Source organism: Sporosarcina sp. Y1011, assembly GCF_057669885.1.
This window is the reverse complement of record NZ_JBYHFP010000016.1, coordinates 49805-72389: the sequence shown is the minus strand read 5'-3', so window position 1 is coordinate 72389 and position 22585 is coordinate 49805. Positions and strand designations below refer to the sequence as shown.

Here is a 22585-nt window from a genome sequence, read left to right as displayed (position 1 = left end):
ATTTCGCTTTTATTCTTCACATGAATATCCTCCTTTCCAGAAAAATTTAACTATATGCATGCAATTACGTGAATGAATGCTTATACAAAAAAGGCAGTCCCTTATCACAAATTTACTTGTGGGAACTACCTGTTCTTATAATTATATGTTTGTTTAGGCATGGCTGTTTATAATGGTTTTTGGAATTGTTAAGTTGGTCTGTTACTTGTAGGGAGCCCCCGTGGGTTAATGATTCATTTAACCTCCCTTTCTAACCAATTCAGAGCTATCTTCAGCATTTTTAATTACTAATTATTGAAGCAAAAAACCTCACTTATTTATGATAGGGTTCCCCGTGATGCACCTAACGTTTATTTTAACTTTCTGTTTTTCTTTCTTTATAGACTTCAATTTTATCTTGAATCCGTCTTTTATACATCAAAAGTTTAATTCCAGTTAAGCCCTTATCCATTATGGAAGTAACAGACAGGTTAGTTCCATAAGTTTTAATTTAAATAGAGGAATGTTTTATATTTTCGTCTGAATTATACCTTAACAACAATTATATTGCTAAAATTAATAAATATTTATTGATAAACAATAAATAATGTATTAAAATGAAACATAACATATATATGTGAATTGCTTTTCATGAAACTTGAAAATGATTTAACGGTATGCGATGTACTCAATGGCTAACCTTTCTATATTGAAAATTGGAAAGGCTTAAGCAATTCCATTATTAACTCTAGAGGCGATTTGTAAGGCTTTAGAATGTCAGTATGGACAGATTTCAGAAACAAAAGTGACGAAGACATTTAAAGATAATAAAATTTGGTTATAAGCATCGTGGAGGAAAGTAGGACTTAGTATGACAATTATTAGAGGAGGTATAACCGTGGAAATCGACAATTCGATTAGTAAAAATATTGCTAACCCCCGTGAGCTGGAGAGAATGTTTAGAAATGACCCCAATGCCTTTAAAAAGTCATTCTCATACGCATGGGAACAAAATCCTGATTCGCCGGTTCTTGCTGCTTGGTATGAAAGATTGAATTTCAAGGAGACGGCACATCCAGAAAAAGCTTCCTTGCTTCAGAAAGGTTTCTTATTCATGGGCATTTTAGCCATTCTGGCCGGGATAAGTACTAGGATCATTTTCCATTTTGTCGAACAGCAAGCAATTGCCCCAATTAACCTTGCTTTTGGGATTCTTCCTTTTATTGCAGTTTATTTTGTATACAAAAATAAACCCCATAAAAAGGTTATTTACACACTTGCATTGATGTTCCTAATCTCCGGTTTGTATCTTAATATGCTGCCATTAAATGATAATGACAGTACTATCCTTGCTTATTTACACCTTCCCATATTCTTATGGGGATTGATAGGGCTAGCATTTACAGGAAATGAATATGGTATAGGCAGCACAAGATTAGCCTATCTAAAATTCAATTTGGAACTTTGCATACTCTACGTCAGCATGGCCATTAGCGGAATGCTGTTAGCAGCATTAACCATGCAGTTGTTTAGCTTTGTCGATTTGGATATAGAAGACTTCTATTTTAGAAATGTCGTGTTATTCGGTGCTGCCGCTCTCGCTATTGTGGCTACATACCTGGTATCGATGAATCTTAAACTTGCTAAGAATATTACACCATATATAGCTAAAATTTTTAGTCCTCTTGTCCTGGCGACATTGTTGGTCTATCTTATAACGGTTATTTGGGTCGAAAAAAATCCATTCTTGGACAGAAATTTCCTGATAGCATTTAACGGAATACTCCTCGGTGTCTTGGCCGTTAACATATTTTCAATTACTGAAAGCGGTACAGACGAGAAAAAGAACATTTCTGATTATATAAATTTCGCCCTAATTGTTCTTGCTCTTATCATTGACAGTGTGGCTTTGTCAGCCATCGTGTTCAGACTTTCTTCTTATGGGATTACACCAAACAGACTCGCTGTTTTAGGTGTAAACATACTTATCTGGGGAAATCTAATTTGGATTATGGTCTCCTATATGCGTTTTCTACAAAACAAGACCGGACCTTCACCCATCCAAGATGCGGTTACTAAGTATTTGCCAGTCTACGTACTTTGGGCGGCTTTCGTTACATTTACTTTTCCTTTCATTTTTAATTAGAAAGGCTTTATTAATGTAACAAATGTTGATCTTCCTTATAAAAGCCAAAAATGAACAAGTTTCTATTCATAACTTGTTCACTTTTGGCTTTTAATTTTTCTGAAAAAGCCTCATTTACTTGTGGTACGCTTCTCCGTAACCTAAATAAATGCGGTTTAATACTGCACTTTATTAAAGGTTCAACTTCCTTTAAATTCGTATTGGCATCCCAAAAATTAAATCCAGCTGCTTGCAAGAGTTGAGGCTCTGGTTTGGCGTTATTTGTGGTACGGTTATCCGTGACTAATCTAAAGCAGGTTTTTTTTATTAAGTTTAATTTAATGTTGAACAAATGAATATCTAGATAAACAGAGTGGAGGCATCCCGTGGCAAATTCAAATGGGTCCATTATTTGAACGTATTTTGGTGCCAAACTTAACAAAAAAGGTGCTTCCTTCCGGCCCTGTTTGAATCTCAATCTTCGCATTATGGCGTGCAGCAATAGCATAACATACACTTAATCCCAGTCCAGTACCATTATCTTTGGTGGTGTAGAATGGAATACCCAATTTCTCTACTATTTCAGGCCTAATACCTTCTCCTTGATCCCGCACTGCAAGAACCACACAATTTTCATCTCCCTTGTATGTGCTGATGGATAGAACCTTCCCTGTGCTCATCGCTTCTAAGCCATTACGATATAGGTTTACTAATAATTGCCGTATCTCATTTCGGTTTACAAGTAATTCTGGGATGTCTTTCGTATCGAATTGAATAAATTTATTTTGATTAAATGCATCAATCTTTATTAAAGGTGTAATATCACGAATAATTGAATTTAAATCTAACATCTCTAAACCAGATGTCCTTGTATTACCTATTGAAAGAAATTCAGTAATTATAGAATTTGCACGGTCAAGTTCTTCAATCATTAAATTAAAGTAGCCATTATGTTTCTCCAATTCAACCTCCTTTTTTAATAACTGCAAGAATCCTCGTACCGTAGTCATTGGATTTCTAATTTCATGACTTATACCTGCTGCCATCTGTCCTATTAAATCTAAATTTGATAACCTTTTCAATTCCTTCTCATATTTCTTTTTTTCCGTTATGTTTTTTAAGAGACAACAGATCCCCTCGTCATAAGGGTAAGCGACTACTTCGTACCAATAATCATCAGGGGTTGAGAGAAATTCGAAATGTACTGATACTCGCTCTGACATCGCCCGATGGAGTTCTTTGTACATAATTGTGCCCACGTTCTTCGGGAAGACCTCCCAAATATTCTTACCAAATACATCTTTTGCTGTTTTCTTTTGTGGTAAATATTGATGCTTATTTATGTAAATAAATTCCCATTCTTCATTCAAAGCAAAGAATCCATCCGTGATACTTTCAATAACGCTTGTAACTTTTTCATTAGCGACAGCTAGTTCTCTCGTTCGCTCTTCCACCATATTTTCAAGTTGGTCCATATATAACAAATTTGAAATCGTAGGAGCTGTCGCATCAACTATAGATTTTGCCAATCGAATTTGAGATTCATCGTAATTGTGAGCTTTCCCCTCTATATGAACAACTACTATTACCCCTAATACTTGTCCCATTGAAACCAACGGAATCATAAGTAGATTCTTGCTATCTACATTCGGACCGGGAATTACACTTTTTGTTTCAATAACCTTTTGCATCATGGTTTCATAACTTTGGTCAATTCTTATGCTATTAAGATTCTCAACGCAATCTGCTTGTGTCCACTCACAGTCTTTACTTAACTTCGTTAATCTAATTGCAGTTTTTTCTAAAGGATCTAAGAGATGAGCAGCAATATTTTTGCTATCTAAAACCTTTCCTAAATAGACAAAACATTTATCGAGACTTTCCTGGATTGAGGAACACATTGATAAATCACGTGTAACATTAAGTAACAACTGCTTTTCAGCAATAAGGTTTTCCTTTTGTTTTAAATTATTTGCGTTTTGAATCGCGACTGCAGCCATATTCACATAGGCTTCAACACTTTGAATTTCTGTCTCTGTTAAGTTCATTGGGGTTCCGTAATCAAATAAAAATACTAGACCAAATAACTCTTGCCCAAATGCGATAGGTAGAGCTAATAAGGATTTAATTTTGAAGGCTTCGACTGACCTCGGATCCGGTCGATTATCCTTTGAGGTATCAGGGATGTAGATGGTTTTTTGAGTTTCAATAACTTCCCTGGCTAGTAAATCTATTTCAACATCAATTACCTGCGTATCGAGCGATATGCCATTTATGAATTCTGGTTTTCCCGCAAACCCCCTGAACGTTCCATCTTTCTGAGGCAAATAAATACCTACGGAGTTACATTGAACAATCTCTTCGGATATTGCCCTAGTTACCCTCTGTAGTACTTCGCGTAGTTCTAATTTTGTATTTATTATTTTCGTTATGTTCGCAAGCCTAGAATACCTCGTCTGTTCACTTAACATTCACACGGTCTCCAATCATGAGCACTATAAATTCTAGCTAAAATTCAAGGTACGCAAATATCACAACCTTAAGAAATACCTATACTATCTTATTTTTTCAAAAAAATTATTACCTCTATAACAAAAACCTTATTTACTTATGATACGGTTCACCTTTTCATTCGTCTATTAAATAATGATAAAGTTTACTCTCCACAGCCTGTTCCATCACCATATTCATATGAACAACCGGAAGGTCCTTGCCATTCTTATCAGTCATCCTGCCCTCTGCAACACTAGACTTATCGGGAAAACCTTGTCCCAAGTAATAAAAGTCTGTTCCCTCGTCGTCATCTTTTTTTACAAAGATATGGATATCGATATTATTGTCGTCTGAATGAATGATTTTCTGAACTTCTTGCGACTTCAATGATCGATTACTTCTTGTGTACCATTTTAGTAATTCCGGATTTAAGAGCTCGTCGCCGTAATTCACACTGGATTCCACTTCATCATTCTTATGATAAGTAATGAAGATGGGACATGTATTATGCTTTGGCTTATATCCATACATTGTTGAACTTTCATCTGCATTCCAATTCAGGAGCTTACAAGCATCTTTTCTGGAGTACTTTTCATAAAGCGTGAGCTGCCGATTGCATTCATACAGCTTCGACTTCGCTATTGCACTATGAATAATGTCTAGAACTAGTTTTTCAAAGTAGGGATTGCTTGTTAATCCATTACGAATCGATTCATTTAGCACATAATTTTGATCTTCATCTTCCGTGACTAACGGCTTTCCGCCATATTTGTTTTGAACGCTTGTTGTGAAAAATGATAAATTTAAGATACGCTTTACTGAATCCATCGTCGCTTCATCTATCCGACAATTATTTGCGGATAATAAACTCACATAGGAATCATGACGAACCTTATCCTGTTGTAACAATTGTTCAAGCAATAGAACTTCATGTAGACGTTTTCCATTTAATATTTCTAACGAGAGCATTGTTAACACTTTATCTTCATAATTCGTTAAAGCGGGAACTTCTTCCTTCATCTTCAATAAGAACTGATAATAGTTCGTATGCTTTTCTGCAATGACAACTGGATCTATGGAATGATTCGTTACAAAATCGTATAGGTAAGGAACTTTGCCGATTTTATTTTTCAATTCTACATAGGCATCTCGTAAAATTTTCAGGGCGGTCAAATTGCTTTCGTTGATCGAACTAAAGATTCGTTTTTTAGCGATTTCTTCAAAGTTAACTGTTGATACGCCTTTAATATAGCTCGTGTCCTTTGTCCGCCGACGGACATTGTCTTTGTTTTGGGACTTGTCCCCTGACAGTGCAACTGGAATTAGATAGTTGTTTTTATAGTTACCAATAAAGTCGATAATCGTCACGTAGTTTTTCGACTCATGCTTACGTAATCCACGTCCGAGCTGTTGAATAAAAATAATACTCGATTGCGTTTGTCTCAACATCACCACTTGATTTATGCTAGGGATATCAATTCCCTCATTAAAAATATCCACCGTCAAAATATAATCAAGAATTCCATTTTCTAATTGGTTAATTCTACGTTCTCTTTCGCCTGGTGAATCGTCACCTGTTAATGCCACAGTACGAAATCCTCTATTATTCAATGCAATAGATAATTCTGTGGCTTCAGCTTTTCGGCTACAGAATATTAACCCCTTTACTTCATTACCAGAGAAACCATAGTAATTAATTTTCTCAATAATATGTGTTACACGCTCCTCGGATACTAGCTTTGTGAAAACGGCTGTATCATCCACTGATTCCCCATCTAACTCAAGGTCCGTCACGCCGAAGTAATGAAATGGACAAAGCATGTCCTCTTCAAGTGCTTCCTGCAGCCTTATTTCGTAAGCAATATTGTAATCAAAGAGTGCGTAGATATTAAAGTCGTCCGTCCGCTCTGGGGTAGCAGTCATTCCCATTAGAAATTGTGGTTTAAAATAATTAATGACCCGCTGATAAGAAGCGGCCCCTGCTTTATGTACTTCGTCTATTAGAATATAATCAAAATCCTTCGGATCAAATTGATCTAAGTTTTCTTGTTTTGACAGCGTTTGAATACTAGCAAAAAGGTATTTCTTATCTAATTGTTTGCTAGCACCCACATACAATCCGAACTCTTCATTGATTCCTCCGAGAATTCTTTGAAAATCATCTTTTGCTTTGTTTAATATTTGCTCCCGATGAACAATAAATAACATTCTCTTAGGTGCAAAACTTCGAACATCAAATGCAGACAAATACGTTTTCCCGGTACCTGTTGCAGAAATAACTAACCCTTTATCTTTTCCTTCATCACGAACCGTCTGTATTTGTAATAACGCTGCTTTTTGCATTGCATTCGGAACAATTTTAACAGATTCTTCAATTGCATTTGGTTTATAATTTGCCGGCATCTCAATTACCTGCTCAGCTAGTTTAAGATCTGCATTTTTTATGTATTCTACTTCGTAATTTTCAATCCATTTTTTCGTTAATAGATCAGAATCTGCCCAAACATCCTCAAACTGGTTTTTAAAATGATGAACGATATCGCCATTTTCATGGGACGTTAATTTTACATTCCACTCATAATTTACCTTTAGAGCATGCGCGGTTAGATTGGAACTCCCCACAATCAGAGAGTAATGCGTTTTATGTTTAAAGATATAACCTTTGGAATGAAAACCTTTTAACTGCGTTAAGCGTACTTCCACATTTGTTAATTTCATTAGTTCTTTAAATACTTTAGGTTGATTAAAATATAAATATGTAGAGGTTAGTATTCGCCCATTAACCCCCTTTTCTTTAAGATCCAGAAATAGTGATTTCATTGTAGCTAGACCGCTTTCAGTAACAAATGCCACTGAAAAGATGAAGTCTTCACTCGTCTCAAGTTCTTCCCGAAGTGTGTTTAATACAATTATATTTTTCTTTACATTATTGATTAATAGTTCTGGTTTAAAACTACCGGAGTTGCTTTGGCTTTTGTCTATAAAGCCTTCCTGCAAAGAGTAATTTAAATTCCGCATAAAGCTTTCCATATAATCACCGCATCTCTTCGTAATTTTATTTCTTCAGGATTGCATCTGTTAACTTTTCAATTGCCGGAATATCGGCAGGTGCCCAGTTTAATAAAGGTAACTCTTCTCGTGAAACCCACTTTATTTCTGCATGTTCCGAAAGCACTGGTGTTCCAGAAATAATTTTCGACATAAATGTTTCTAACCTCACGATAATTTTTTCATATTCATATGTCGTATCTTCAACGTGATCAAATACTTTGATTACACACCCAAGCTCCTCTTGAATTTCCCTCTTCAAGGCCTCTTCTTTTGTTTCGTCTTTTTCAATCTTTCCACCTGGAAATTCCCAGTAATTCGGTAAGGTCATTTCTGGTCCCCGTAGTGCACAAAGGATTTCATTGTTGTCATTTTCAATAATTGCTCCTACTACGTGTACTGTTTTTTTAATTTTAATCACCTATTCTAGTTTTTATTTTCATAATTGAAATCCCTAAATTATTTATCTGATAATATAAACAAATCATACCATATAGTTTCCATTTATATATTTATTTTTACCCAATAATTTCAATTCCCTAAGTACTTTTGTGTGCCATATATCATCAACTGTCATACCAATCCGTCCAATAAGCATCACCATTTCCATTATCATGAATCGCTAAGTATTCATCCCACGTAATTACATTCGTCAGACATTCTTCACTGCAATAGAATGTTGCATCAGATTCAAAAACAAATCCTTCATCCATCGCCACCCCACATTCAGAACAGAAACGTTCATCTTCTTCCAAATCTTTCACGCGAAGATCTTGAGCGGCGAGGATAGTGTCTAATTCGATATGTGTTGTACAAATAAATTTAAAATCCTCTTCATCCATATCGTAAATTGCGCACACCCTATCGCTTTCAACCAGTATTGCGTTTTGAACAACAATCTTTCCGCTATCGTCCAGTAATTGAATAGACGCACTTTTGAACTCCAATTTCCCTCACTCCTTTAAAATACATCTCTTCTAGGTGATTTTTCTATTCTGATTCAGGAACAATTCGTATCGCACGGATCTACGAATCAATTATGTTTCGATATAAACCTTATTGTCCTACTCGATCTCTATTACATTCACACATCGACTCGCAAGCATGTTGCCTAAATCACCGCTTATTGCACAGACATATGGAAACCAATTTTCATCTAAGTCATAAATCGCACAAAGGCCTTCCCCTTCTATCCAAACCCCTCTTTTAACGACAACTTCTCCATCATCATGGATCACTTGGACTAGTGTTTCTTCAATATCATACTTGATCGTTGGTTTCATAATAAATTCTCCTCTGCATTCATTTTTATCTATATGCTTCCGATCCCCCTATCATCGCTTTTTTAACCACATTGTTTTAGGAATTCATTCTGACTGAAATCACCCCAAAACGGGTAAAGAACTAGTAACTATGTCGCAAAGGAGTTTTAGCCCTCATGAATCCCCAATTCGAAGAGATGCAGAAACGTATGAATCATATCGGGAACTTGAATAATTACTTGGAGGATTTGCTTGCTAAAATCCCGGGTAACTTGTTGTCGGGTAAGCAACAGGAGAAATTGATGGATGTTTTGCTAGATGATAAGGATTTGAACAAACTGCTGGAAGGTTTGAAGGATCCCCGGCCGCCGCGGTTTGTGCTTGTAGGCAGGACGGGTGTCGGTAAAAGTAGTTTGATCAACGCGATGAGCGGGAGATATCTTGCAGAAGTGAGCGATGTTGAGATTGGGACGAAGGAAGCTCGACGGTTTACATATGAATCAGACGGACAGGTGTATTTTGAAGTCATCGACACGCGTGGGATTGGTGAATCGGAGTCGTTTACCAAGTCGGCTGAAGCTGAGCTTACGGCTATTATTAAGGAATTTCGACCAGATGCCATTCTGTTTTTGCAGAAAGCGACGGAGCGGGCGCATATTGATATTGACGTGGACAGTGCGAAAAAAATCATGCTGAATGTGGGATATGATTTGCCGATGGTTGGCATACTTACGCATGTGGACGAGCTGAATCCTTCACGCGCGAAAGACCCCGCGGATTATCCGTTGGGCAAGTTGGACTTGGTGGAGGAGAAGAAAGCGCAGCTGCAACGGATCTTCAAGGCGCGTGACGCGCAGGTGGAGGCGATTATTCCTGTTTCTTCTTATATCGAATGGAATCGAAACCCTGATGAGTTGTCTGAAGCTGAACGCAGTACGTTGACGATTGAATTTGACGGCCGTTACGGCATTGAGGAACTGCTGGATTTTTTGGAACAAAGTATCGACATACGGGCAGCCATTCACCTCGGCATGACGATACGAATGAATAAAATCTCTGAAAAGATTGCGCTGCGGTTCATTAAAGTGTTTTCGGCACTTTCCGCGACAGTTGCACTGAGTCCGATTATCGCGACGGATATCGCTGTTCTCCTATCGCTACAGACCGTCCTTTTGATGATTATTGCCTATTTGTCTGGCCGTGATTTGGAGTTTAAAACGGCAAGGGAACTACTGGTTTCGATTGGCGGAATTGGAGCGACTGGTTTTACATTGCGAATGATTGCGCAGCAAGGCAGTAAGTTCGCGAATCTGGTACTGCCGGGCGCGGGGTCTGCGATTAGCGCAAGTATCGCGAGTGGCGGAACGTTTGCCATTGGGAAGGCTGCAGTTGCTTATTATTTGAAAGGTGTTCCGGAAGATGAGTTGAAGCAGATTGTGAAGAAGGCGCGGGATGAGTTTGATGCATCACGCCCCTAATGCAACTCTCCACTTCACCATGTATATTGCCGTATGAAGCGGAGACAATACGTTTAAGTGGAAAGGAGAGATAAGATGGCATTTGATAATGTGAAAGTAGCGGACTTGGACGTTGAACAATTGGAAGAACTACTTGCCCTTGAAACTAAATTAGGGGTTACACTCGTCGCTTATGAAGGTTCACCTAGCAAGACGGCTTCTCAGTTTGAATAGCACTACTAAACCTGATTTGGTATCAATACTCTATTACAAATAGGAAAACGCCATTGCTGATGTAGTGTCAGCAATGGCGTTTTTCTATGCGGTTCAGATTATCGGTGTATATTACCACAACAAGGTTTTTGATGTTAAAAATTCGCATTTGGATTGATTTTTCACCAATCAATCCCAGTCACAGCACCAAAACCTAGCGCTAGCATGATAACGAATGCCGGATGCCAATTCCACTTTTGAAGCATCAAAAAACTTGCCAGGGCGATGCCGCCGGTGAGTAGAAACCCTACCCCTTCAACTGCTGTCTGCACAAACTGGAGAGTCATGAATAACAAAAGAATGGCGATGATTGGACGAACAAATTTCGTTATACTTTTCACTTTAGGATGGTCTTTGTATTTCATGAGAATTGCCATTAATCCGATCATCAATAATAGAGAAGGTGCAACGGAAGCGAATAAAGCGACCACCGCTCCCAGGATACCGCCTTCTGAATAACCGACGGATGCAGCCATTTTCGTCGCAATGGGTCCCGGCAAGGAATTCCCGATAGCGACGACCTCACTGAATTCTTGGGTGTCCATCCACCCATAAGTACCGACGACTTCGTTTTCCACGAGCGGAATGCTAGCCGGTCCGCCCCCGTACCCTAGTATTCCAGGTATGAAAAACGCAAGAAACAGTTGCCAATAAATCACGCTTTTCCCCTCCTATTTCGAATTGGAAGGAAGATGAATATTAGAACGAGCAATATAACAAATGCGGGGTGTATGTTCAATGCTTCCAATAAAATCCCCGCGGCGACCAACATCGTTAATGCCTTTTTCCAACCGAGCGTATCGCCGGACTTTTTGATGAAATCCCAGGCTAGTATGCCTAGCATAACTGCCACGACTGGCACAACAGAAGCGGACATGTTTTTTACCCATGGAATGTCTTTGTATGTCTGCAAAATGCCGATTAACAATATCATCATTATGGACGTTGGAATCACAGAGGCAATTATGGCATTGAGACAACCTAATTTACCGCCCACTTTGTAGCCAATATACCCTGCAAGTTTTGTAGCAATCGGTCCAGGCATTGTATTTCCGAGCGCAAGTGTGTCGCTGAATTCGTCTTCATCCATCCACTTGTATTTGCGTACAACTTCTTGATGGAACAACGGAATTGCAGAAGGTCCTCCACCAAAACCCAATAAGCCTACTCTGCAAAAGGCGGCGAATAAATCTTTTTGTAGCTTCCATTTTCCAGAAACGGCCGTTTTCTCGACACTTCGGGTAGTCTCGTTAACTTTTACCAAGCTGCTAGCGCCCCATCCGTACGAGATTCAGTTCCGCCCTGAAGTACGCCTGTTTCTGGGTCTCGCCATATGATTTGGCCACGTCCAAAACCTCCGCCATCAATTGAGACTGTCACTTCATGGCCTTTTCTACTAAGTGCCTGCACCAAATGATTCGGGAATTCTGGCTCCACTCGCACTTTTTTCGCTTCCGTCCATTGCCACCTCGGCACGTCAAGCGCCGCCTGGGGATTAAGCAAGTAATCAATTGTGTTTACAACGACTTGGAAATGACCTTGTGGCTGCATATAGCCCCCCATTACACCAAATGGACCAACCGCATTGCCATCTTTTGTGAGGAAACCAGGAATGATTGTATGATAGGATCGTTTACCTGGTCTCAGAACGTTCGGATGGTTTTCATCGAGCGAAAAGTCGTGTCCTCGATTTTGAAATGCAATCCCAGTTCCTGGAACAACAACACCCGAGCCAAAGCCCATGTAGTTGGATTGGATGAAAGATACCATATTCCCTTCTTCGTCTGCTGTCGCGAGGTACACGGTTCCCCCCTTCGGCAATTCGTACGGCTCTGGATCCATCGCTTCATCACCAACCAACTGTACCCGTTTTTCCGCGTATTCGTTTGACAACAGGTGTGCTGTTTCGACTGGCATATCCGCTTCTTCCGTAATGAATGCCTTGCCATCTGTGAATGCTAGTTTCATACTTTCGATTTGTTCATGAATCGATTGAGCAGATTGCCACTCAGGTTTACTCAGTTTCTGATAAATATTTAACGCCATAAGTGTTACCATCCCATGACCATTTGGAGGGATTTCCCACACATCATAGCCTTTATAGTTCACTGAAATAGGTTCAACCCATTCCGGTTTGTATGTAGCTAGGTCTTCTTTCGATAAAAAGCCGCCATGTTTTTTCATGAATGCATCAATCTCATCAGCAATTTCACCTTCATAAAAACCACGTGCCTCAGTTTCCGCAATGGCTCGAAGTGTCTTTGCATGACCTGGTGAAGACCACATTTCACCTATTTTAGGTGCACGGCCATCTGGTGCAAACGTTTCGAACCAAGCATTGAACTCATCTCCGCTGAATTTCTTTTTAAACTCTTTATAGGCTGATTCCCAGTACTTGCCGAGGATAGGTGTGAGTGGGAAACCTTCTTCTGCATAACGAATGGCCGGCTCCAGCACTTCCTTCAAAGGCAGCTTTCCAAACCTGCGTGACAGTTCTGCCCATGCGGCGGGCGTCCCAGGCACTGTAATTGGAACCATCCCGTAAGTTGGCATCTTATCGTGACCCAGTGCTTTAACTGCTTCCACCGTTAATGTCGCCGGTGCAGGTCCAGATGCATTAAGTCCGTACAATTTATCCTTCACCCAGACCAGGGCGAACGCATCGCCGCCTATGCCATTTGATGTTGGCTCGACGACAGTAAGTGCTGCCGCCGTAGCAATTGCAGCATCAATGGCATTGCCCCCTTTTTGTAAAATAGACAATCCTACATTTGCTGCAAGTGGCTGTGATGTAGCGACCATTCCTTTTCGAGCAAATCCTGTATGTCGCTGTGATTGGAACGGATGATATAAGTGATCCATGAAAGCCCTCCTCGGGTAATTTTATTTTCTGCTAAATCGTGCATTATTGAACCATTTGTTAATCAAAAATCATATTTCACTTAACAAATGTTATAAATATGGTTGTCACGAGTATAAAACAAAGATTCAGTTAAAGCAATACATGGTTTTTTAAAAAATGTATACCCATTTTAATTCACAAAATAAAAAAACCTATCCAAGAATAGGTTTTTTCTGTCCATTTTACAATTTCAGTCCCGCTCGACTTTTAAATCTCCGAAGTAAGATATGACTCTCCACTCTCGTTATTCCATCAAGTGCATATAATTCTTCATTGATAAATTTCTCCAGGTCGGTAAAATCATTAACTAATACGTGCATATGAAGGGTTGATGGGCCAGTCATTTGATAACAGCTAGCTACAGAGGGATTGTCCGCGAGCGCCTGTGCAACGCTCACTAGGGATGCAGGTTCGCAGTCTACTTCGAAGAATGCTGAAACACCCTTCCCCACTTTTTCACTATTCACGACGACTGTGAAGCGCTCAATAATCCCATTCTCTTGGAGATTATGAACCCTTTCACGTACGGCAACACGTGATAAATTAAGTTCTTTACCTATATCCACGTAAGAAAGACGTCCATTGGCTATAAGCAGCTCTAAAATTCTTTTATCGGTAGCATCCATTTCCGGTTTCCTCCCTACCACAATGTCTAGAAATCCATATAAAATACGTACAATGTGATTCGAAATGTATAGTTCCAATATGCACTTTGGGTAAGTAAAGGTCAAGTACAGCCTTTCAAGAGGTGCGCTGTTTAGTGAGCGTTTCAATTAGATTGTCAATTTGTTTACGTTTTTGTTTGGCTTCATAGGGTACTAGTTGAGTAGAAGACAAATTGGTGGAAAGAGGAGGATTTTCATGGGAGCGTTGAAAGCACTTATTTTGAATGCCACGTTGAAAAGTTCGGAGGAGGAATCGAATACAGAGGCTCTTGCGAAGAAGGTCTGCCAAATTTATGATAATGAAAATGTGCTAACAGAGATCATTAGATTAGCGGATTACACAATTCCCTACGGAATGAGTCCTGATATGGGAGATGGTGATGAGTGGCCGCAGCTATTCGAAAAGGTGAAGGAAGCGGATATCCTTATTATCGGGACGCCCCTTTGGCTTGGAGAAAAAAGTAGTATAGCAACACTTGCCATTGAAAGATTGTATGGTAGCAGCGAGGAAACGAATGAGCAAGGACAAGCCATTTATTATAACAAAGTGGGTGGCGTCGTTGTAACAGGTAACGAGGACGGAGCAAAGCATGCTGCCGCTTCCATTCTATACGGGTTATCGCATATCGGGTTTGTCATTCCTCCGAATGTCGATACATATTGGGTCGGCGAAGCAGGACCTGGTCCTTCTTATATCGCCGCCGGGCAAACGAATGATTTCACCAAAAAGCATGTTGAAATGCTTGCTTATAATACAATCCATCTAGCCAGAATGCTGAAGGAACATCCGATTCCGGCACAAGGGAATTTGCTTGAAAGCTGAAGCAAAAAACTAAGGTGAAAATACGCTGTTTGGCAGAGCAATATGAAAACAGGACATACAAAAACCTCACTCTACAGTGAGGTTTTTCATCAATCCTATTCTCGATTGACAGGCATTGAGCAACACCTGAAAGAGCCGCCGGATTTAATGATTTCATCGAATTCGACTTCGATGACTTCAAAACCGTGTGCACGAATTTGAGCATTGACTTGTTTGTTTTGTGGGAGACTGAACACTTTTTTGTTCCCAATGGATAGGACGTTTGTGCCCATCGTGAATTGTTCTTCTTCAGAAACATCAATCAGTTTATAGTTTTCTGCAAGATAGTCAATAATTCTCTGGTCAAACGCTTCTCTGAAAATCAGCGCGACTTCAGGTGAAAGGATATTAAATACGCAATCGAGATGTAAATACTTTTCATTAAAAGGGACAGGGATAATCGTGTAATCCGGTAGATCCACCTTTAGTTTCTCAGCGGCCTCAATCGAAGTTCGACTGCTAATACCAACAAACAGCGTTCCGCGATCTACAATGACATCGCCGCCTTCAACTTGACTCGTAGTGGTTTGGAACGAAATATCTTCATCGTCCAGCCATTCCTCGAGTGCTTCTTCTTCCCCTTTGCGTATATCACTTGCCATTTCTGCTACAAAAATATCTTCACCCACAGTAAAACCGATATCTCGGGTAAAAACTTGCTCTGGAAACTTTTCGGATGAAGGCAATTTAATGACTTCCACTCCATGCGCTATAAGGAGTTTCTCAAACTCATTATGCTGTTTCATCGCTAATTCAATATTTATATTTTCATCTTCATACTTTCTCTGTACGTCATTTATGACTTCTTCAATAGCCATAAATTTCGGCTGACATAGGATGACACGGAGAAGCGTATCATATTCAGTATTGCATTGAGTTGTCGCGGTATCTTCCATAGGGGAATTCATCATCGTTCCTCCAATTGATTTTTTCATTTTCTATATTTTCGTCTTCTATACGTTTCCCTAATGCTTCGTTTTCAAACATTTTTTGTTTAATTTCTGTAACTAGAGGGAAGGTGAAAGATTAAAGAATTAGTAGATTGGGGGAGAAACAATGATTCAGTTAGATAATGCTTTATTGACAAAAGAGGATTTTGCGGAGCGAACGGATTTACCAGATTGGTTGTTGAAAGAATACCAAACATTCCATGAAACGGTGACAGACAAATCGTTTCCTTGTTATTTCGGTATGGGTGGAGAGTTAAAGGGTGAATTGCGTTATGGATATGTGACACAAGACGACTGGTCCAACTTGCCAGCGACTTTAAAGGCATTTTTAGCACTATTCGAGAACCCCGAGCATAAGCGACATGGTCTCTTCGTTTTTGTAGAACCGTTTAAAAACGAAGGCTCTTTAGAGGATTATCGGATGCAGTTCTGGGAAATATTACAGTATTTGCATGGAGCAGATGACATTGAATGGCCTGCCGATAGTCCCCGAGATCCTGCGCATCACTTATGGGATTTTCGTTTCCACGGTGAGCCGATTTTTGTTTTTGGCAATGCACCAGCTTACAAGCAACGGAAAACGCGAGATCTTGGCAATGCAATGGTGCTCGGTTTCCAGCCGAGACGAATCTTCGAAGGGCTGAAAGGAACAGAAAAAGGCGGTGTGATGTCGCGTGAAAAGGTACGCGAACGCGTAGAAGTTTGGGACCAGCTTCCGAAACATCCCGACATCAGTCATTTTGGCGATCCCGATCATAATGAATGGAAACAGTTTTTCATTGGCGATGACGTGGAACCGATTCAAGGTAAATGTCCGTTTTCACATAAGGAGATGCAGTAAATCCCATACAAACCTAAAAAACCTCACATTTCTGTGAGGTTTTTTATTCTCTGCAATTATTTCCCGAATAATGTCCATTTCCCGGGAAATAGCTCGAATTATTTCCCGTTCATTCCCCTTCGATTTCCGCCATCGCATAGTACAGATTCATTTCAGATTCGGGCACCATACTACCGCCTGTTCCCCACACGAGATGAGTTGCGTTTAAGGAATTTGCGCCTGGAATATTCTTGTTAACGACTTGTATCGGGCCAGTCATCCCCGCAAGTGCAGATGGTTCAAGTCGAATGCTTTCTGTATCTGCAAGTAGCTTCAATAACTTGAACATTGTTCCGTCAGCTATTGTGTAACAGCCAGCTAGTAAAGGTTCCATCGTTTTTCCGACAAAACCAGATGCTGTGCCAACCGCGAGTCCGTCAGCGGCCGTTTTATTGTCGAGTCCGAAGTCTTGAACGGAAACATTATCGTGAAGACCAGTCATCATGCCAAGCATCATACACGGAGAATGTGTTGGCTCTGCAAAGAAACAACTCACTACGTCACCGAAAGCGAGCTTCAATCCAAACGCTACACCTCCAGGTCCTCCACCAACACCGCATGGCAGGTAAACGTAAAGTGGGTTGTCTTCAGTAACGATTGTACCTCGAGCTCTCAACTGGTCTGCAACGCGTTCTCCTGCCACTGCATAACCTAAGAACAGATCGAGTGAATTTTCATCATCGACAAAATGACATAAAGGATCTGCATCTGCCTGACGACGTCCTTCTTCAACAGCTTTGCTATAGTCGTCCGCGTATTCAACGACCGTTACACCCTTTTCACGCAGCATGTCTTTCTTCCACTGCTTTGCATCTGCAGACATATGAACTGTGACATTGAAACCTAGTTTAGCGCTCATGATGCCGATACTGAGACCTAGATTTCCCGTTGAGCCAACAGCAATTTTATGTTTTGCAAACAAATTACCGAATTCAGGTTCTGCAAATTTACTGTAGTCTTCCTCTGTTGTTATCAATCCATGTTCAATCGCAAGTGTTTCGGCATGTTTTAGTATTTCATAAATACCACCACGTGCTTTGATAGAACCTGAAATGGGAAGTGCATTGTCTTCTTTCAGGAGTAAATCTCCCTTAATTGTTGTTCCGTATGCATTGGAAAGCGCATCTTTCATATTGGGTATAGCGGTAATCGGCGATTCAATAATGCCATTAGATGCTTTTGTTTCCGGAAAAACGAGCTCGATGTACGGTGCAAAACGCTTTAGACGATCAGATGCGTCTTTCACGTCTGCTGCTGTCACGCCTGTTTTCACAAGGCCTGTTGTTGACGATTCGATTAAGGGATTGAGCCACAATACTTCTTCTCGTGCCGCCATCTGCTCGATGAGCGGTAATTTTGCTATCCATTCGTTGACTTGTGTTTGATCCATCATGTTTATCGCCTCGTTTTTTTAATTTTGTAACAACAGTATATCATGATGTGCGCCTTAAAATCGCCAATCAAAATAGCCCTTCCATGGGCGGCAGGGCTACTCTTCTTTATTTTTTTGGATTGATGATTGAGTTTGCTTTTCAGTAAATTTGATTTCTCCCCATTATTCCATAACTAATTTCTCAATCAGCTCTCTTGTCAGATCGAATCTTGGGTTCGTCGTATCTTCGCCATTTGCTTCAACATCCATAACGACCGAGATAATTCGTCGCCCGTCAAATACGCCCGTGCTCACAAAGCAAGATCCTGCTTGATCTGTGTAACCGGTTTTCAATCCGTCAATCCCTGGCATTGCTTGTGGCATACCCGCCAACATTAAATTTGTACTCCACAATGTAGCGCCGGCACTTGTTTTAAAACTCGCCATCTTTGTAAAGTCGAGCACCTCAGGATATTTGGCAATCAGCTTTTGTGCAATGACTGCAACGTCACGGGCAGATGCACGATTCGTTTGTTCAGGTCCTTTGCCGATGTAATCACCATCCAGACCGCTCGCATTGAAGAACGTTGTCTCTTTCAATCCGAAACTGTTGGCTTGTTCATTCATCAATTCAACAAACGCTTCTTCCGTTCCACTAACCATTTCGGCTACCGCTATCGCAGCGTCGTTCGCGGAGTTTACAGTCATGGCAGTAAACAGTTCTTTCAATGAATAAGTATTGCCTTCAGTCATCCCAAGTTTGACCGCTGCGGATTTCCCCATGACTTTTTGAATTGCTTCACTTGGATTGTATGTACTATCCCATGACAGCGTGCCACTATTGACGGCGTTTAGGACAAGATACTGTGTCATCATTTTGGACATGCTTGCGATTGGTAACGATTCTGCACTATTTTCTCCATAAATCACTTTCCCTGTTTCGGCATCTATTAGAATGATTGCTTTCGCAGCAACATTTAAATCTACTATTTCCGGGGTTGCTTCCTTCGTTTTTAATACAACCGTTACGCTAAGTAGAACTAGCACTAGTATAAAAATTAATTTCTTCATCTTTTCCCGCCTTTTCAGTCGATAGGGTTCATTCCCTTAATATTGAACCCTAATCATGAAGATTCTCTTAGCGTGATTATGAAGATTTCCTTAAGTTTCTCTATACATGTGATCTACAGGAATCGACCGATTAGCCATACCACAACTAAAATCGTACCAAATCCAAACCAAATTAGCGCAAGTAGTTTCTCCCTTTTCTTTTTATCTTCCATATTTTTCGTTAAAAACCGTACAAAGAATTCTAACGCAATTGCCAATACAATTAGTAGTATCCACCGCATTTCTAGTCCCTCTTTTCTAAGTGGTTATCTCAATACGCCAATTCTACCATTAATTGAAAACAAATAAATATTTTCATCCAGATACAAAAGGCTGTCCCAATGAAATGAGACAGCCTTCGTTCATCTATAATTTGTTTGTTTCAGTTGAAAGCTTAGGTTTATCTCCTGCTTTTCTCTTTTCCTTTTTAAGTTTAGGAAGTTTTTCTACACGAACTGCTTCGGATGCTGTTTTTTGTTGATGCAAGATCACTGAGTCATAATCGACTCTCACCCATTTCATGAAAGAAGCTACCATCAATAATATGATGAATACTAAAGGTAAGGCCGTGATAATTGATAAGGTCTGCAAGGCTTCTAACCCATCTCCATACATTAATACAATGGATATACTAGTCAAAACTATTCCCCAAAATACCCGGTACCAACGAACTGGCTCTTCTCCCTCTTTCAAGTTTACGGATGCTACATCTGCCAATGTATAGGCTGCCGAATTGACTGTAGTGGCAAGAAATATTGCTGCGATGAGCAAATATAGAACCACAACGATTCCACCTAGTGGAAGGGCATTCAAAGATGCCAATATTGCCGCCGGTGCACCTTCATTCTGCAAGATGTCAAGAACAGGTACTAGGCCGCTCATTTCAAAGAACATACTCGTGTTTCCGAATATCGCAAAAGCGAGCCAACATCCTAACGTTCCGCCAATCAATTGACCAAGAATGAGCATTTTGATGGTTCTTCCCTTTGAAATACGAGCAGCGAACATGCCAGTGAAAGGAGCGTATGAGAACCACCAGCCCCAATAAAACAACGTCCATGTTTCACTAAATCCTGACTTACCGACAGGATCTGTATATAAACTCATTCTAAAAAAGTTTGAGAAGAGCACGCCGACACTATCTGTAAAGCTTGCAATAATAAAAGCAGTTGGACCAAAAATGAAAATGAACACTGCGATGGCTACATATAAATATAGATTCCAGTCACTTAGCAACTTCAACCCTTTTTTCAGACCGAAATATAGACAAATTGAAAAGAAAATCATTAGCGCAATTACAATACTCAAATCCAATGTAAGCGTTTTCTTCACATCAAAGATATGATGAATCCCCTCAGCCAACAAAGGTGTTCCAAGGGCTAGGGAAGTTCCGATACCGCCAATTAATCCAAACATAAAACAAACATCAATCACTTTTCCGAGTAGCCCATCCGCGCGGTCGCCGATGATTCCACGACATGCCGTACTAAGCCTGAAAGACTTTTGTTTTTTTATATAGACTGCATATGCGATTGGAATCGATGGAACACAATAAATTGCCCAAGCCGAAAACCCCCAATGGAACATTCCGTATGTCGGTGCGAAGCTTGCTGCCTCAACACTTTTAGGATCTATGTTATAAGGTGGACTTGTATAATAGAACGCCCATTCAATGATTCCCCAATACATAATTCCAGAACCGATTCCCGCTGTAAAGATTAGTGCTAACCAGCTGAAAGTAGAAAACTCAGGATTACCTTCACCTAACTTAATTTTCCCGTATTTGCTAAAGGCCAACCAAAGCAAAAATCCAAATATACCTAGGCAAGCCCACAAGTATAAAGGACCGAAACGTCCGGTAATGAAATCCAATATTGTCTTCAAGAAAGCGGTTCCCTGTTTAGGGTTAATCAAAATGGGGACAACCAATAGCGCTACCAATGATAATGCTATAGTCAATATTTGTTTATCAATCGTATTGGTTTTCAAGTATTTCACCCCTAGTTGAATTTTACTACCACTTGGTACTAGAATATTCAATCAATTCTTAGCGGAAAATAGACGAGCGTTTTGTAAAAAGTCTATCGGTGATAGCCACATAACACCGATAGACCTCACTCATACTTGTGCAGTTATTGAATTTATCATAATATCAACTAGTTGATCTCCTACTTCAGATGTGGAAGCCGTACCTTTCATATCAGGTGTAAGCGTGCCACCCTCTACCAAAATTTGCTCGATGGCGTCTATAACAATTTTACCATAATGTTCATATCCGAAATAATCGAGCATTTGACTTGCCGACCAAATCGAGGCAAGTGGGTTCCCAATTCCCTGACCAGCAATATCAGGCGCTGAACCATGTACAGGTTCAAACATCGATGGGAATTCTCTTTCAGGATTAATATTTGCACCCGCCGCAAGCCCGATCCCTCCAGCAAGAGCTGCCCCTACATCTGTAAGGATATCGCCAAATAAATTGGATGTAACGACAACTTCAAATCGCTTAGGGTCTGTGATCATAAGCATTGCTGCTGCATCAACAAGATAAGATGCTGTTTTTACTTCTGGATAATCTACACTCACTTCTTCGAATACTTGATCCCAGAAAACCATTGAATAGTTTAATGCATTCGCTTTACTAATACTCGTTAAGCTACGTCCTTCTTTTTTAGCTGTCTCAAACGCATAACGAATAATTCTTTCTGTTCCTTTACGAGAAAATACACCATTTTGCAACACGACTTCATTTTCTTTTCCTTTGAATAGCCAGTCTCCCGCACCCGAGTATTCACCTTCTGTATTCTCCCGGATAAATAACATGTCAATGTCCTCGCGCTCTACGTCAGATAACGGACAATGGGCGCCTTTTAATAACTTGATTGGACGAATATTGACATATTGATCGAATTCCTTTCGGATGATTAATAATAAGTCCCATAAGGAGATATGATCGGGAACTCCTGGAAAACCAACAGCCCCTAAATAGATTGCGTCAAACTCTTTTAGCTGCTCTATCCCATTATCAGCCATCATTTTCCCATGCTTCGTGTAATACTCACAACCCCATGGAAAATGTGTAAAATCAAAATGGAAGTTCCCGTCGAGAGTAGCAATCTTATTTAATACTTTGATCCCTTCATCGATTACTTCAGGACCAATTCCATCGCCAGCAATAACAGCAATTTTATAGTTTTTCATCATAAT

Annotated in this window: 21 protein-coding genes and 1 pseudogene; 6 read left to right on the top strand and 16 right to left on the bottom strand. The window is 40.0% G+C overall.

Annotation, left to right across the window (positions count from 1 at the left end):
* Window positions 1-661 precede the first annotated feature (661 nt).
* Window positions 662-823 (top strand): annotated as a pseudogene (locus AC25Y5_RS15080) (helix-turn-helix domain-containing protein).
* 54 nt (window positions 824-877) lie between these two features.
* A complete protein-coding gene (locus tag AC25Y5_RS15075; RefSeq protein ID WP_488141011.1) occupies window positions 878-2125 on the top strand; it encodes a DUF4153 domain-containing protein in 1248 nt (415 codons plus the stop codon).
* 10 nt (window positions 2126-2135) lie between these two features.
* Here AC25Y5_RS15075 and AC25Y5_RS15070 read toward each other — a convergent pair whose 3' ends face one another.
* From AC25Y5_RS15070 to AC25Y5_RS15045, 6 genes are all read right to left on the bottom strand, one after another.
* Window positions 2136-2546: a hypothetical protein gene (locus AC25Y5_RS15070; RefSeq protein ID WP_488141010.1), complete on the bottom strand. Its 411-nt coding sequence runs from the start codon at window positions 2544-2546 to the stop codon at window positions 2136-2138.
* Window positions 2500-4575, bottom strand: coding sequence for a GAF domain-containing protein (locus tag AC25Y5_RS15065; protein WP_488141009.1), 2076 nt, complete (start codon window positions 4573-4575; stop codon window positions 2500-2502). Before AC25Y5_RS15065 ends, AC25Y5_RS15070 begins: the two co-directional genes overlap by 47 nt.
* Window positions 4576-4732: 157 nt before the next feature.
* Window positions 4733-7627, bottom strand: coding sequence for a DEAD/DEAH box helicase (locus AC25Y5_RS15060; RefSeq protein WP_488141008.1), 2895 nt, complete (start codon window positions 7625-7627; stop codon window positions 4733-4735).
* Between the two features lie 25 nt (window positions 7628-7652).
* Window positions 7653-8057, bottom strand: coding sequence for a (deoxy)nucleoside triphosphate pyrophosphohydrolase (locus AC25Y5_RS15055; protein ID WP_488141023.1), 405 nt, complete (start codon window positions 8055-8057; stop codon window positions 7653-7655).
* 154 nt (window positions 8058-8211) lie between these two features.
* Window positions 8212-8592 (bottom strand): hypothetical protein, encoded by a 381-nt coding sequence (locus AC25Y5_RS15050; RefSeq protein ID WP_488141007.1) that lies wholly within the window; start codon window positions 8590-8592, stop codon window positions 8212-8214.
* 117 nt (window positions 8593-8709) lie between these two features.
* Window positions 8710-8928, bottom strand: coding sequence for a hypothetical protein (locus AC25Y5_RS15045; RefSeq protein WP_488141006.1), 219 nt, complete (start codon window positions 8926-8928; stop codon window positions 8710-8712).
* A gap of 155 nt (window positions 8929-9083) precedes the next feature.
* Between AC25Y5_RS15045 and AC25Y5_RS15040 the strand changes: the two genes are divergently transcribed.
* On the top strand, window positions 9084-10385 hold the full coding sequence (locus tag AC25Y5_RS15040) for a GTPase (protein WP_488141005.1): 1302 nt from the start codon (window positions 9084-9086) through the stop codon (window positions 10383-10385).
* Window positions 10386-10460: 75 nt separating this feature from the next.
* Window positions 10461-10598, top strand: coding sequence for a hypothetical protein (locus AC25Y5_RS15035; RefSeq protein ID WP_488141004.1), 138 nt, complete (start codon window positions 10461-10463; stop codon window positions 10596-10598).
* 161 nt (window positions 10599-10759) lie between these two features.
* Here AC25Y5_RS15035 and AC25Y5_RS15030 read toward each other — a convergent pair whose 3' ends face one another.
* The 4 genes from AC25Y5_RS15030 to AC25Y5_RS15015 all read right to left on the bottom strand — a co-directional run bounded on the left by AC25Y5_RS15030 (window position 10760) and on the right by AC25Y5_RS15015 (window position 14165).
* Window positions 10760-11296: a chromate transporter gene (locus AC25Y5_RS15030; protein ID WP_488141003.1), complete on the bottom strand. Its 537-nt coding sequence runs from the start codon at window positions 11294-11296 to the stop codon at window positions 10760-10762.
* Entirely contained in the window at window positions 11293-11796 is a 504-nt protein-coding gene (locus AC25Y5_RS15025; protein WP_488141022.1) for a chromate transporter, read from the bottom strand. The genes AC25Y5_RS15030 and AC25Y5_RS15025 overlap by 4 nt, the downstream gene beginning before the upstream one ends.
* 98 nt (window positions 11797-11894) lie before the next feature.
* A complete protein-coding gene (locus AC25Y5_RS15020; RefSeq protein WP_488141002.1) occupies window positions 11895-13499 on the bottom strand; it encodes a gamma-glutamyltransferase family protein in 1605 nt (534 codons plus the stop codon).
* Window positions 13500-13721: 222 nt separating this feature from the next.
* A complete protein-coding gene (locus AC25Y5_RS15015; RefSeq protein WP_482101733.1) occupies window positions 13722-14165 on the bottom strand; it encodes an Lrp/AsnC family transcriptional regulator in 444 nt (147 codons plus the stop codon).
* A gap of 235 nt (window positions 14166-14400) precedes the next feature.
* Between AC25Y5_RS15015 and AC25Y5_RS15010 the strand changes: the two genes are divergently transcribed.
* Complete coding sequence (locus tag AC25Y5_RS15010; RefSeq protein WP_488141001.1) at window positions 14401-15027, top strand: flavodoxin family protein; 627 nt, start codon at window positions 14401-14403, stop codon at window positions 15025-15027.
* Window positions 15028-15122: 95 nt separating this feature from the next.
* Here AC25Y5_RS15010 and AC25Y5_RS15005 read toward each other — a convergent pair whose 3' ends face one another.
* Entirely contained in the window at window positions 15123-15974 is an 852-nt protein-coding gene (locus tag AC25Y5_RS15005; RefSeq protein WP_488141000.1) for a dimethylarginine dimethylaminohydrolase family protein, read from the bottom strand.
* 148 nt (window positions 15975-16122) lie between these two features.
* On the opposite strand from AC25Y5_RS15005, the gene AC25Y5_RS15000 reads away from it, so the two are divergent.
* A complete protein-coding gene (locus AC25Y5_RS15000; RefSeq protein ID WP_488140999.1) occupies window positions 16123-16857 on the top strand; it encodes a YqcI/YcgG family protein in 735 nt (244 codons plus the stop codon).
* A gap of 109 nt (window positions 16858-16966) precedes the next feature.
* On the opposite strand, the gene dsdA is transcribed toward AC25Y5_RS15000, so the two are convergent.
* The 5 genes from dsdA to AC25Y5_RS14975 form a co-directional block, all read right to left on the bottom strand.
* On the bottom strand, window positions 16967-18289 hold the full coding sequence (gene dsdA / locus AC25Y5_RS14995) for a D-serine ammonia-lyase (protein ID WP_488140998.1): 1323 nt from the start codon (window positions 18287-18289) through the stop codon (window positions 16967-16969).
* Window positions 18290-18451: 162 nt separating this feature from the next.
* Window positions 18452-19339 carry a D-alanyl-D-alanine carboxypeptidase family protein gene (locus AC25Y5_RS14990; protein WP_488140997.1) on the bottom strand — a complete coding sequence of 296 codons (888 nt, stop codon included), beginning with the start codon at window positions 19337-19339 and terminating at the stop codon, window positions 18452-18454.
* A gap of 113 nt (window positions 19340-19452) precedes the next feature.
* Entirely contained in the window at window positions 19453-19620 is a 168-nt protein-coding gene (locus AC25Y5_RS14985; RefSeq protein ID WP_488140996.1) for a hypothetical protein, read from the bottom strand.
* A 124-nt stretch (window positions 19621-19744) separates the two neighbouring features.
* Window positions 19745-21367 (bottom strand): BCCT family transporter, encoded by a 1623-nt coding sequence (locus AC25Y5_RS14980; protein WP_488140995.1) that lies wholly within the window; start codon window positions 21365-21367, stop codon window positions 19745-19747.
* 129 nt (window positions 21368-21496) lie between these two features.
* Window positions 21497-22579, bottom strand: coding sequence for a tartrate dehydrogenase (locus tag AC25Y5_RS14975; RefSeq protein WP_488140994.1), 1083 nt, complete (start codon window positions 22577-22579; stop codon window positions 21497-21499).
* Window positions 22580-22585 lie beyond the last annotated feature (6 nt).